Below are 12,473 nucleotides of genomic sequence, written 5' to 3'. Positions count from 1 at the left end.
TTGTCTCCTTTGGGTTGTCAGTTCGTTAAAGTATCCCGCCATTGGCGCGGATGACCTGCCCGCTCACCCAACCGCTGTCGGGGCCGGCGAGGAAGGACACGAGACCCGAAATATCGTCCGGCTGGCCCAGACGACCGAAGGGGTTCGCGCCGATGATGGCCTTCAGCTGGGCTTCGCTCTTGCCGGTCATGAAGAGGTCCGTTTCCACAGGGCCGGGCGCCACCACATTGACGGTAATTCCGCGCGGCCCCAGTTCCTTGGCCAGCACATGCGTCATGGCTTCGACCGCTGCCTTGGTGGCGGCATAGACCCCGTAGTTTGGCTGGTACATCCCGACCACGCTGGAGGAAAAGCTGATGATGCGGCCGCCCTGGCGAAGTCGCCTCGCACCTTCCCGCAGGCCGCGGAACACGCCGCCGAGGTTGACGGATACCATGGTCTCGAACTGCTCGTCCGTGACGTCCGCAATCGGCGCAAGACTCATGATGCCGGCATTGTTGACGAGAATGTCGGCGCCGCCGAACGCCTCTTCCGCCGCCTGGAACAGGGATGGTATCCCGTCCGGGCTGCCGATATCGGCACCCGCCGCGACAGCCTTGCCACCGGCAGCCTCGATGGACCGGACGACCTCATCGGCCGCCTCGCGTCCGCGGGAGTAGTTGACGACGACGGCGATTCCGTCCGTCGCCAGCCGTCTGGCGATCGCCGCGCCGATTCCCTTGGAGGCTCCCGTGACGATGGCAACACGTTGTTGATGATCTTCCATGGCTCGCTCCTTGTTTGTATGGGCAGAAGATACTGCATCGGTCCATCGAAACAATTCCGCAAATTTTGACATATCTGTTCGTCTGTGATGAACAGTTCTGATGGACCGACTTGATCGCATGCAGCTCTTTGTCCGCGTGGTGGAACGCAGCAGCTTCACGGCCGCTGCGGGCGATCTTGGCCTTGCCCGTTCCACCGTCACGGAAGCCATCAAGCAGCTGGAGGCGGATCTCGGTGCCCGTCTCCTGGAGCGCACCACGCGCCATGTTCGTCCGACCTTGGACGGGCAAGCCTTCTATGATCGCTGCCTGGCGATCCTTTCCGAGGTGGATGATGCGGAAACCGTGTTCCGCGATCCCAAGCCCCGCGGGCTCTTGCGCATAGACGCCAATGTGCTCCAGACGCGAACCTTCCTGCTGCCGCGCCTGCCGGAATTCCTGGCCCTCTATCCACAGGTGGACATCCAGTTCGGGCAGGGCGATCGGCTGGTGGATCTGGTGCGGGAGGGGGTGGATTGCGCCATTCGTGCGGGCGAACTTGCAGATAGCGGCATGATCGTAAGGCGGCTGGCGACGATGGAGGAAATCACCTGCGCCAGCCCGGCCTACCTTGCCGCCCACGGCACGCCCGAAACGCCGGACGCGCTGGAGGGCCACCTCATGGTCGGCTTCGTCTCTTCCCGGACGGGCAATGTCATGCCGCTGGAATTCACGATCGGCGGGAGCGTGCGGGAAATCACTTTGCCGAGCCGGGTCGCCGCCAACCATTCGGATACCATCCACGACATGGCGCGGCTGGGCCTGGGGCTCATCCAGGCACCGCGTTACCGGCTGCAGCCGGATATCGAGGCGGGTCGGTTGGTGGAGGTCCTGAAGGACTTTCCACCAACGCCAACGCCGCTGTCGGTGCTCTACCCTCAGAACCGGCAGCTATCGCCGCGCCTGCGCGTTTTCCTCAACTGGCTGGTTCAGGTTTTTGCGGAGGCGCGGCTTTGACCGGCAGTCTTGTCGGGGATTAGCGCCAGCCGAGGGCCGGCGCCACGTGCTTCAAAATGCTCTCGATCACATGGACATTGTACTCGACGCCCAGCTGGTTCGGCACGGTCAGCAGCAGCGTGTCGGCTTCTGCGATAGCCTCGTCCGCCTTCAGCTGCTCGATCAGCTTGTCCGGCTCCGCGGCATAGGAACGACCGAAGATCGCTTGAGTCTGCGCGTCGATGAAGCCGATCGCATCCTTACTCTCGCCGCTGCCGGCGAAATAAGCGCGGTCCATGTCGTTCATCAGCGCGAATATGCTGCGGCTGACCGAAACGCGTGGCGTGCGCGTGTGGCCTGCTTCGGTCCAGGCTTCGCGGAAGATACGGATCTGCTTGGCCTGCTGCACATGGAAGGGCTCGCCCGTCTCATTGTCCTTCAGCGTCGAGCTCTGCAGGTTCATGCCAAGCTTGGCAGCCCAGACGGCGGTGCTGTTGGAGCCCGAACCCCACCAGATGCGGTCGCGCAGGCCTTCCGAATGCGGCTCCAGCCGGATGAGACCGGGCGGGTTCGGAAACATCGGCCGTGGATTGGGCTTGGCGAAACCCTCGCCGCGCAGGACGTCGTAAAAGACTTCCGCATGGCGGCGGCCCATGTCCGCATCGCTTTCGCCTTCCGCCGGCTGGTAGCCGAAATGGCGATAGCCCTCGATCACCTGCTCGGGCGAGCCACGGCTGATGCCGAGTTGTAGGCGACCGCCTGATATGATGTCGGCGGCACCCGCATCCTCCGCCATGTAGAGCGGGTTCTCATAGCGCATGTCGATGACGCCGGTGCCGATCTCGATCCGTTTCGTCCTGGAGCCGACGGCTGCGAGAAGCGGGAAGGGCGAGGCAAGCTGCCGGGCAAAATGGTGGACGCGGAAATAGGCGCCGTCCGCGCCGAGTTCCTCGGCGGCGACCGCCAGATCGATCGACTGCAAGAGGACGTCCGCAGCCGAACGCGCCTGCGACTGCGGCGAGGGGTTCCAGTGCCCGAAGGAGAGAAAACCGATCTTTTTCATAATGAACCACTCCAGAATTTACTTGGCACTCAGATGGCATGCCATCTCTTGCACTTACAGATGCCAGCCGGTGAACAGTGCGTCCTTAAGCTCACAGGAGATCATAGAAGCCTTAGGGCAGGCTATTGAAGAATCGCAATGCGGCAGGTTAGGTATGTTCCATAGATAGGAGGGGTAAATGAGTGAAGTCGTGACATCTAAAGGCCCATCGACATGGCGCATCGTACTTGCGGCCATATTTGATTTCTTTACCGCGTTTTGGATATTCGGACTGCTGATCGCCTCAATATTCGGTGGATCGACCGATGGCGGCTTTAACCTTCAGGGCGGCCCGGCAATTCTGCTCTTCTTCTTGATCGTTGCCTACTTCGTCATCTTCAACAAGTTCCTGGGCGGCACGATCTGGAAGCGGATTCTGCGCGCAAAACGCTGACGTCTTCGACTATCTCACTGCCTGCGGATCGACCCAGCCCATCCAGGTGGTGAAGGCAAGCAGCGGCGAGCCGTAGAAGATCAGGACGAGCATATAGGCCAGCGCGACCGTGCCAAGGATGAACATGCGCTTGTTGAGATATCGGTTCACGTTCGAGCCTGTCCTATAACGCGTCATTCCGCCGCCGGCTGGCCGCGCAACACTACGCCGAGATCGTCGTTTTCGCGCACCTTGCGCAGCTGTTCTTCCGCCTGGGTCGCTTCCCGCTGGCGGTTCCACATCGAAGCGTAGAGTCCGTTCTGCGACAGCAGATCGGCATGCGAGCCTCGTTCAGCAATCGTCCCGTGACGCAGCACGATGATCTCGTCGGCATTGATGACAGTCGATAACCGGTGGGCGATCACGAGTGTGGTGCGGTTTTTCGAAACCACGTCGAGAGCGGACTGGATCTCGTGCTCGGTCGTGGTGTCGAGAGCGGAGGTGGCCTCGTCCAGGATGAGGATGGGCGGTGCCTTGAGGATGGTGCGGGCAATCGCCACCCGCTGCTTTTCGCCGCCCGAAAGCTTTAGGCCACGCTCGCCGACCTTGGTCTCGTAGCCATCGGGAAGCGTCTGGATGAAGGTGCCGATCTGCGCAATGTCCGCCGCCGCCTGTACCTCCTCCTCGGTCGCTGACGGACGGCCATAGCGGATGTTGTAGGCTATAGTATCGTTGAACAGCACCGTGTCCTGCGGCACCATGCCGATGACCTTGCGCAACGATGTCTGGGTGACCTCGCGCACATCCTGCCCGTCGATGGTGATCGAGCCGCCCTGAATGTCGTAGAAGCGGTAGAGCAGGCGCGAGATGGTGGATTTGCCCGCACCCGAGGGACCGACGATCGCCACCGTCTTTCCGGCCGGCACATCGAAGGAGATTCCCTTCAGGATGGCTCGCTCCGGATCGTAGGCGAAATGCACGTCCTTGAAGGCGATCGCTCCCTGGCGGATCTGCAATTCCGTAGCCCCGGCCCGGTCCACCACTTCCGGCTCCACTTCCAGCAGATCGAACATCTGCTCGATATCGGTAAGGCCCTGGCGGATTTCGCGATAGACGAAGCCGATGAAGTTGAGCGGCACGGAAAGCTGCATCAGCAACGCGTTGACGAACACGAAGTCACCGATGGTCTGTTCGCCGCGCTGGACGGCGAGCGCCGACATGACCATCATCACCGTCTGGCCGAGGCCGAAGATAACGCCCTGGCCGAAGTTCAGCCAGCCGAGCGAGGTCCAGACCTGCGTTGCTGCTTTCTCGTAGCGCGCCATGGACGAGTCGAAGCGGCGGGCCTCCATCTGCTCATTGCCGAAATATTTGACCGTCTCAAAATTGAGCAGCGAATCGATTGCCTTGGTGTTGGCGTCCGTGTCGCTGTCGTTCATCGAGCGGCGGATGGAAATCCGCCAGTCGCTCGCCTTGACGGTAAACCAGATATAGAGCGAGACGGTTACCGCCGTCACCAGCACGTACCAGAAGCCGTAGCTCACCCAGAAGATGATCGCAGTCAGAAAGAACTCGAACAGGGTTGGCAACGAGTTGAGAATCGTGAAGCGCACGATGGTCTCGATACCCTTCGTGCCGCGCTCGATGATACGCGACAGGCCGCCCGTCTTGCGCTCCAGATGGAAGCGCAAGGACAGCTCGTGCATGTGGACGAAGGTCTTGTAGGCGAGCTGGCGCACCGCATGCTGGCCGACAGAGGCGAACAGTGCATCGCGCAGCTGGTTGAGGCCGACCTGCAGAATGCGGGTAAGATTGTAGAAGATGACGAGGATGACCGCGCCAAGCAGAAGGGCAGGCAATATGCCCGCCATGTCCAGCTTGCCGTTCAGCGCATCGGTCGCCCATTTGAAGAAATAGGGGACGGCGATCAGTACCAGCTTGGCAAGCACGAGGTAGAAGGTGGCCCAGACCACCCGCGCCTTGAGGTCCGCGCGGCCCTGCGGCCACATATAGGGCCACAGGTTCATCAGCGTGCCGAGCGGATTGCTGGCATCGGCCGAGATCGTCTTCTTAGCTGCTGCCATTATTGTCTCCGGGCGGCGCGTCGCGCTTCCGGCACATAAGGCGCAGAGCCGCATGTTGCAATGACAGGATCGTGAAACTTGCGGAGCGTGACGATCCTCGACCTCAACGGAACATCGACGTACTTCGGACGTTTGACGGCGTCTGTTAACCGGGGTCTAATCTTCAGGGTTCAAGATAAACCGAGCGCTCTCTTGAAAGCAGCGGCATATGACGGCGAATTCGACAATGATACCTACGGTCCTTCTGGTAGAAGATGATCAACTATTGATGCTGGATGCGGAGGAGGCACTAGCCGCCGAAGGCTTCGAGGTCGTTTCCGTCGGCAATGGAGCCCAGGCCCTTGCCAAGCTCGACGAAGATGCAGAACGATTCGATGCTGTCGTCACGGACATACGTCTTGGTGACGGCCCGAGCGGCTGGGATATCGGCCACCGTGCTCGTGAACTGGTGCTGACCATGCCTGTCATCTACATGACGGCCGATAGCGCCAAGGCCTGGGCGTCGCAAGGCGTGCCCAACAGCGTTCTCATCCAGAAGCCGTTCGTGCCGGCACAGCTGATCACCGCGGTGACCACGCTGTTGAACCAGAACGCCATCGATAAGCTCAGCTGAGCCTCACCATCGTTTATCAGATCGCTCCAGCGTCGATGCTGCTGAAACGCGTCCGGCCACGCGGGAGATGCTCCGGCGTGGTTGAGGTCGGGAACGGGGCAGGCAAGGTATCGGGTTGCTTAGGGTGTAAGGCTTTTTGCCTGCCCCGGCTGCTTTCAGTGGTTTCTGGAGGATTTCCGAGCCCTCCACTCCCCACATCGATCAACCATCATCGGGACCGGGTCCTTGAGACCGTTGAGCGCCGGTTCGCGAACCCGGTTCCCATCCAATGACGCTCTGATTATTGTCGATAGACGGATGCCGGGGACAAACGACAGCGTCTTGCCCGACCAAGTGCCTGGGGGCGAATGCGGAAAACTTCGGCGACTGCCGCAAACATCCCCGGCTACCGGGAGACGCCGTCAGCCCTTGCGGTGCTGCAGGCGCTGGCGGTGCAGTTCTTCCGCATCAGGCCGGTATTCTTCCGGAACGCCGAAGATCTGGCCGGGCTGGATGATATCCGGATTGTGGATCTGGTCCTCATTGGCGAGGTAGATCGTGGTGTAGCGCACGCCCTGGCCGTAAACTCGGCGCGAGATCTGCCACAAGGTATCGCCGCGGCGGATGATGACGGCAGTACGCTGGCTCTGCGTCAGCGGTGCCTGCTGTATCGTCCGCGGGCCGTCCGAGGCAGCCGAAGCCTGCGGCGCTTCTGCCGCAGGCTCCGCGCCCGCGATCTGCTGCGCCATCACCGGTCCGATCGCCTTGACAATGAGCGTGCGGATTTCGTCCAGCGCAGCGCCGACGGCGGCAACATCGGAGGGAAGCTTGTCCAGCGCGGCAGCGGCAGTGCTTGCATCCTTGGTGGTTGTTTCGGCGAGCATGCGGGCAGAGGCTGTTGCGCCGTCCGGCAGGTGGTATTCGGACAGCGACTTCAGCGCGATGCTCGTGCCGGAGCGTGCGGCGGTCATCTCCTCCAGGGAAGGAAGCTTGCCACCGGCGTAAAGGTTCTGCAGCAGGTTGAAGGCACGCACCGTGTCGCTGCGCAGCCGGTCGAAAAATCCGCCATCGACCGATGTCATCGGGCTGTTGGCGGCAGGCGCGGCAATGGCGGCCACCTGTTCACCGGCAGGGCGGTTGAAGGGAACTTCGACGCGCACCAGCGCCTGGCCGGCGCCGTTGAGCGATTCGACGCTGATCGTGTGGTCGCCGACGGTCAGATCCGCCGTGCCTTCGATCACGAAATGGCGGTCGCTGCCGGGCTGTGCCTGGCCGATTGCCGTGCCGTCCACGAGCCCGCGCACGGTCGTGCCGGTCTTTGCGAGACCCGCCACGAAGATCTTGTTACCTTCAAGCTCCACAGCTGTGATCTGCAACTCGGCGGCTGTCCCGGGCGTTGCCAGCGCGGCCGAAGGTGGTGAAGATAGACCTGTCGCACCTGGCGCCATGGAAGGCGGGTTGGAGGCAAGCTCCGTCGATGCCGCGGGCAGGGCGGGCACAGCCGGAGTTGCGCCGGAAGCGGCAGGAGCCGATACGGCGGGAGTTGCGGAGGAAGGAGAGGTTGAAGAGCTTGGCGAAGGTGCTGTCACAGGCGATGCGGAAGCGCTTTCGCTGCTGGCCGGCACCTGCGCTGCAGCGTTCGGCGTCGCGATGAGGCGGCTCGCCTTTCCGGGCGTCGTCACCATGGCAAGCAGCTTGCCGCTGTTCTTGTCGGTCGGCACGGACACCGTCGCAACTTCCTCGGAAACGATGCTCTTGCCATCCTTGCCGGTTGCCTTCAGCACGAGCTGGTGGTCCCCCGGCGGCAGCGGATTTTCGAGCACGGCGGCGAAATCGCCGCTCGGGCCGACATCGACCTTGGCGACGACGGAACTGCCGTCGGTGACTTCAAGCGTGGAATGAGGCTCGGCCCGGCCGGCAATCACGGTGGATCCGTCCGGTTCCACCCGCAGCACGTCGAAGGAGGGCGTCGGCTTTGCAGCGTCGCCGGAGGGAACGGCACGCCCGGTTTTTGCAGCCTGGTCGGACTGGGGAGCATTAGGCGTCGCCGATGGTGCGGAAGGCGTTGCGGCGGCCTGGTCGGCGGGCTTTGCGTTTTCCGCAGGCTTGGTGACCTGCTGGCCGTCCTTCACTGCGTCCTGAACGGCAGTACCGGCGGCATTGATCGCGTCTCCGAGCGGCTTTGATCCCTGGTTGATCCTTGGCAGCACGAAGAAAACCATCAGCAGTGATGCGATGACGAGTACGATCAGGGCAAGCCAGCCGGCGCGGATTTTCATTGTCGATGCCTTTCAGGGCGGAGCCTGCCGCCTTTATCCGGATTAGCCGTTTCCTCCTGCATTCACAAGCTTTTCGCGCTTGGAAGCCTTGCCCTTGCCACCGTTTCCCTCCAGTTTTAGAGGCAGAGGCGCTCATCCGCTTCGCATACGAATGCCTTCAGGAGAAAACTGTGCCGATTCGATCCATCTGCATTTACTGCGGCTCCCAGCCGGGACGTGACCCGGCCTATCTGGCCGCCGGGCGTGCGCTCGGAAAATCCATCGCCGCTCACGGGCTGCGGCTCGTCTATGGCGGCGGCACCAAGGGCATCATGGGCGCAGTCGCAGCCGGAGTTCTGTCGAATGGCGGCCAGGTCACGGGCATCATCCCGGAATTCCTGGTGGACATGGAGGCGACGCGGCATTCGCTGGGCCAGCTCGACGAATTGATTGTGACCGAGGACATGCACCAGCGCAAGCACAAGATGTTCGAGCGTTCCGACGCCTTCGTGACGCTGCCGGGCGGCATCGGTACGCTGGAGGAAATCGTCGAGATCATGACCTGGGGCCAGCTCGGCCGGCACGAAAAACCGATGGTCTTCGCCAATATCGGCGGCTTCTGGGACCCCATGCTGAGCCTGATCGACCACATGCGCGACGAAGGCTTCATCCACCGCGCCCACCTGGTGCGGCCGCTGGTGATCGCGGATGTCGAGGACATCGTCCCCGCCATTCTGGAACGCGGCGAGGAACGCGCCGCATCCAGGGGGGAAGACACGGTTATTTCAAGGCTTTGACTCCGCAGACCCCATAGCCTGTCGTATCATCGGCCAGGAATAGACGATCAATGCCACCCAGATCAGCCCGAAGGCGAGCAGCTTTGCGGTGTTGAGCGGCTCGTGAAAGGCGAAGATGGCGATCAGGAAGATCATCGTCGGCGCCAGATACTGCATGAGGCCGATGGTGGAGAGCCGCAGCAGTTTGGCCCCATTGGCATAGAGGATGAGCGGTATGGCTGTCACCAGCCCGCATCCGGCCAGAAGCAATGTATCTGAAAGCCCCGTCTGCCGTAGATGTCCCTGTCCGCTCGCTTCCAGGTAAACAACATAGGCAAGGCAGAACGGGCTCAGCATCAGCACTTCCAGGAAAAACCCCTGGTTGGGGCCGACCGGAAGCGTCTTGCGGAAAAACGCATAGAAGCCCCAGCTCACTGTCAGCACCATTGCCACCCATGGCAGACCTCCGGCATCGACAGTGATGATGGCGACCGCGATCACGACCAGGCCGACGGCCGCAAGCTGCAGCCGCGACAGCTTTTCCTTGAGCAGCACGGCGGCAAGAAAAATGCTGAACAGCGGATTGATAAAATAGCCGAGCGCCGCATCGAGCGCGCGCCCTACGCTGATTGCCCAGATATAGGTGGTCCAGTTGATGGTGATGAAGATGGCGGTGACGGCGGCCATCATCAGCGTGCGGGGTGAGCGCAGCGCCATCTTGATGTCGGCGGTGCGGCCGAGGGTGAGAAGCACGAGGCCGGCGACGGGCAGCGACCAGACGACCCGGTGCGCCAGCACTTCCGCCGCCGGAACATGCCCGACCGCCTTCATGTAGAAGGGCAGGAAGCCCCAAAGAAAATAGGCAGCAAGTGCAAAGGCGAAGCCGCGCGGCGTATCACCGCTTTGCGCGGCCGCAGGTGTGCCGTCGGTGGCCATGGATGTTTCCTCGATCGTTCTGTTTTCCCCGAGCTGTAGATCAGGGCTCCGAAACAGACCAATTCATTCGCGTGAAGCATCCATGAAGCGTGGAAGACCCGAGGTGAACCTCGGTTTCCGATCAGATCAGAGCAGTTGCCGGCTGCACGACCACCAGCCGAGACATGACGCGGTCGGAACCGACGATTTCGCGTGCCACCTTGACGGCACGTTCAGCATCCGCGGCGGACGTAACCGTTCCTTCGAGCACCAGATAATGGCCGGTCATGTCGACTGTCAGGTCTCGCGCGTCGAAGTCGGCCAGGTAGCTCAGTTCCGCTTCCACGGCGGTCTTTTCGATAGACACGCCATGGTCCCGAACAAAGTCGAAATTGGTGATGGTGGGCTGAACACTGCTGAGGAACATTTTGCAAAATCCTAACATGAACGTCGGATGAACAAACTGTTGTCAGGCGTTTAGGTTCCGCGGCTCCATGAAAATCGCCGCTGCCAGGTAAGATGGCGCGGGATTTCACTCCGCCGCGATCTTGCCGGCCAGTTCCCGGTTCTTCATCAGCTTGTAGATGACGCTGTCCATCAGCGCCTGGAACGAAGCGTCGATGATGTTTTCCGAAACGCCGACCGTCCACCAGCGAACGCCGGTGCCGTCGGTGGATTCGATCAGGACGCGGGTAATCGCCTCCGTGCCGCCGTTGAGGATACGCACCTTGAAGTCGGCCAGCACGAGGTCGTCGATCTCGTTCTGATACTTGCCGAAATCCTTGCGCAGCGCGAGGTCGAGCGCGTTGACCGGGCCGTCCCCTTCCGCCACCGACATATGCTGGGCACCGTCGATCACCAGTCTCACCACGGCTTCGGAAACGATCTTCACCCGACCGAGACTGTCGAAACGGCGCTCGACCATCACCCGAAAGCCGTCGACGGTGAAAAATTCCGGGATCGTGCCGAGGGTGCGCCTTGCCAGCAGTTCGAAGCTCGCATCGGCGCCCTCATAGGCGTAACCGGTGGATTCGCGCTCCTTGACGATGGAGATGAGCAGATCGAGCTTCGAATCGTCCTTGGCGACCGCGATGCCGCGCCGTTTGAGGGCATTGATGAAGTTCGACTTGCCGCCCTGGTCCGACACCATGACCTTGCGGAAATTACCAACGCTTTCCGGCGTCACATGCTCATAGGTGCGCGGGTCCTTGAGCAGCGCGGAGGCATGGATGCCGGCCTTGGTGGCAAAGGCGGAAGCCCCGACATAAGGCGCCTGGTGGTTCGGCGAGCGGTTGAGCAATTCGTCGAAGGCGTGGGAGAGGCGGGTGAGGCCTGTCAGCCGCTCCGGGTCGATCGCCGTCTCGAAACGGGAGGCATAGGCCTCCTTCAGACAGAGCGTGCCGATCAGCGTCACCAGATTGGCATTTCCGCAGCGCTCGCCAATGCCGTTCAGCGTGCCTTGCACCTGCCGGCAGCCCGCCTCGATCGCTGCGAGCGAATTGGCAACGGCCTGGCCGGTATCGTCATGCGCATGAATGCCGAGCGAGGAACCGGGAATGCCGGAGGCGATCACTGCCGACACGATTTCGCGCACTTCGTTCGGCTGCGTACCGCCATTGGTGTCGCAGAGCACGATCCAGCGGGCACCGGCGTCATAGGCGGCCCTGGCGCAGGCAAGCGCGTAATCCGGATTGGCCTTGTAGCCATCGAAGAAATGCTCGCAATCGACCAGCGCCTCCTTGTCCGTAGCGCGGGCCGCCTCCACACTGTCACGGATGGATTGCAGGTTCTCTTCGTTGGTGCAGCCGAGAGCCACCCGCACATGGTAGTCCCAGCTCTTGGCAACGAAACAGACGGCGTCGCTTTTGGCCTGCAGGAGCACGTTAAGGCCCGGATCGTTGGAGGCGGAGATGCCGGCGCGCTTCGTCATCCCGAAGGCTACGAACTGTGCCTTCGCTGTGCGCCTGGCGGAAAAGAAGGCCGTGTCTGTCGGGTTGGCGCCCGGATAGCCTCCCTCGACATAGTCGAAGCCGAACTCATCCAGCATTTGCGAAATCGCGATCTTGTCCTCGACGGAAAAGTCGATGCCCGGCGTCTGCTGGCCATCCCGCAGGGTCGTGTCGAAGAGATAGATGCGTTCGCGTGTCATCGATTGGGCCAATCGTCTGTATCGTGGTCGGGATGCTGGTAAGGGCGACGCCGTTTAGTGTCATCGGGCGAAGCGGAACTCGTCGTCTCGGGCAGGTCGGGGAGGGCGTGGAACCATGGCATGCGCTGGCCGGCCCAATATTGCTTGTCAGGCGGCATTTTTGCCGGATCGTCCAGGCTGCCGATCGAAAGGTCGAGCGCGTCCCCATCAACCGGCTGAAAACTCAAAGGAGTACCGCAGGCGGCGCAAAAGCCCCGCTCGGCCGCTTCCGAACTACGATAGAGGGCGGGCCGGCCGCGGGTCCACTCCATATCGGCAAGCTTGACCGTGAAGAACGGCCAGGTAACCGATCCCACAGCCTTCTGGCACATGCGGCAATGGCAGATTGCCCGGTCGCTGACTTGGCCTCGGATCGTATATCGCACGGCGCCGCATTGGCAGCCACCACTAAGCAGTTCCGTCATGCTACCCTCCGTTGCGCGACC

Annotated in this window: 13 protein-coding genes; 4 read left to right on the top strand and 9 right to left on the bottom strand. The window is 61.8% G+C overall.

The window, feature by feature from the left end; translation table 11 throughout:
- Positions 1–25: 25 nt before the first annotated feature.
- Positions 26–766, bottom strand: coding sequence for an SDR family oxidoreductase (locus EPK99_RS19760; RefSeq protein ID WP_128444793.1), 741 nt, complete (start codon positions 764–766; stop codon positions 26–28).
- 100 nt (positions 767–866) lie between these two features.
- Between EPK99_RS19760 and EPK99_RS19755 the strand changes: the two genes are divergently transcribed.
- Entirely contained in the window at positions 867–1,760 is an 894-nt protein-coding gene (locus tag EPK99_RS19755) for a LysR family transcriptional regulator (protein ID WP_128444792.1), read from the top strand.
- 19 nt (positions 1,761–1,779) lie between these two features.
- Here the strand turns inward: EPK99_RS19755 and EPK99_RS19750 are convergent, their stop codons facing one another.
- On the bottom strand, positions 1,780–2,802 hold the full coding sequence (locus EPK99_RS19750; RefSeq protein ID WP_128444791.1) for an LLM class flavin-dependent oxidoreductase: 1,023 nt from the start codon (positions 2,800–2,802) through the stop codon (positions 1,780–1,782).
- Positions 2,803–2,980: 178 nt separating this feature from the next.
- On the opposite strand from EPK99_RS19750, the gene EPK99_RS19745 reads away from it, so the two are divergent.
- A complete protein-coding gene (locus tag EPK99_RS19745) occupies positions 2,981–3,235 on the top strand; it encodes a hypothetical protein (RefSeq protein WP_128444790.1) in 255 nt (84 codons plus the stop codon).
- A 9-nt stretch (positions 3,236–3,244) separates the two neighbouring features.
- On the opposite strand, the gene EPK99_RS25355 is transcribed toward EPK99_RS19745, so the two are convergent.
- Positions 3,245–3,385 carry a hypothetical protein gene (locus tag EPK99_RS25355; protein WP_164901821.1) on the bottom strand — a complete coding sequence of 47 codons (141 nt, stop codon included), beginning with the start codon at positions 3,383–3,385 and terminating at the stop codon, positions 3,245–3,247.
- Between the two features lie 23 nt (positions 3,386–3,408).
- Complete coding sequence (locus EPK99_RS19740) at positions 3,409–5,298, bottom strand: ABCB family ABC transporter ATP-binding protein/permease (protein ID WP_128444789.1); 1,890 nt, start codon at positions 5,296–5,298, stop codon at positions 3,409–3,411.
- Between the two features lie 226 nt (positions 5,299–5,524).
- Between EPK99_RS19740 and EPK99_RS19735 the strand changes: the two genes are divergently transcribed.
- Positions 5,525–5,911 (top strand): response regulator, encoded by a 387-nt coding sequence (locus tag EPK99_RS19735; protein WP_128444788.1) that lies wholly within the window; start codon positions 5,525–5,527, stop codon positions 5,909–5,911.
- Between the two features lie 401 nt (positions 5,912–6,312).
- On the opposite strand, the gene EPK99_RS19730 is transcribed toward EPK99_RS19735, so the two are convergent.
- The gene (locus EPK99_RS19730; protein ID WP_128444787.1) at positions 6,313–8,169 is read right to left on the bottom strand and encodes a LysM peptidoglycan-binding domain-containing protein; all 1,857 of its coding nucleotides are present in this window, start codon (positions 8,167–8,169) and stop codon (positions 6,313–6,315) included.
- 170 nt (positions 8,170–8,339) lie between these two features.
- On the opposite strand from EPK99_RS19730, the gene EPK99_RS19725 reads away from it, so the two are divergent.
- Positions 8,340–8,945, top strand: a complete 606-nt coding sequence (locus tag EPK99_RS19725; RefSeq protein ID WP_483466561.1) for an LOG family protein — start codon at positions 8,340–8,342, stop codon at positions 8,943–8,945.
- Here the strand turns inward: EPK99_RS19725 and rarD are convergent.
- The 4 genes from rarD to EPK99_RS19705 all read right to left on the bottom strand — a co-directional run bounded on the left by rarD (position 8,934) and on the right by EPK99_RS19705 (position 12,452).
- A complete protein-coding gene (rarD, locus tag EPK99_RS19720) occupies positions 8,934–9,860 on the bottom strand; it encodes an EamA family transporter RarD (RefSeq protein WP_128444785.1) in 927 nt (308 codons plus the stop codon). The two genes, EPK99_RS19725 and rarD, sit on opposite strands and share 12 nt — an antisense overlap.
- Before the next feature lie 121 nt (positions 9,861–9,981).
- On the bottom strand, positions 9,982–10,266 hold the full coding sequence (locus EPK99_RS19715; protein WP_164901820.1) for a BON domain-containing protein: 285 nt from the start codon (positions 10,264–10,266) through the stop codon (positions 9,982–9,984).
- 105 nt (positions 10,267–10,371) lie between these two features.
- Positions 10,372–11,988 carry a citramalate synthase gene (cimA, locus tag EPK99_RS19710; RefSeq protein WP_128444783.1) on the bottom strand — a complete coding sequence of 539 codons (1,617 nt, stop codon included), beginning with the start codon at positions 11,986–11,988 and terminating at the stop codon, positions 10,372–10,374.
- The gene (locus EPK99_RS19705; protein WP_128444782.1) at positions 11,985–12,452 is read right to left on the bottom strand and encodes a GFA family protein; all 468 of its coding nucleotides are present in this window, start codon (positions 12,450–12,452) and stop codon (positions 11,985–11,987) included. Before EPK99_RS19705 ends, cimA begins: the two co-directional genes overlap by 4 nt.
- Positions 12,453–12,473 lie beyond the last annotated feature (21 nt).

This window comes from Neorhizobium lilium (assembly GCF_004053875.1).
Classification (GTDB): domain Bacteria; phylum Pseudomonadota; class Alphaproteobacteria; order Rhizobiales; family Rhizobiaceae; genus Neorhizobium; species Neorhizobium lilii.
Note: the sequence above shows the minus strand (reverse complement) of the source record. Positions and strands in the feature narration are given on the sequence as shown.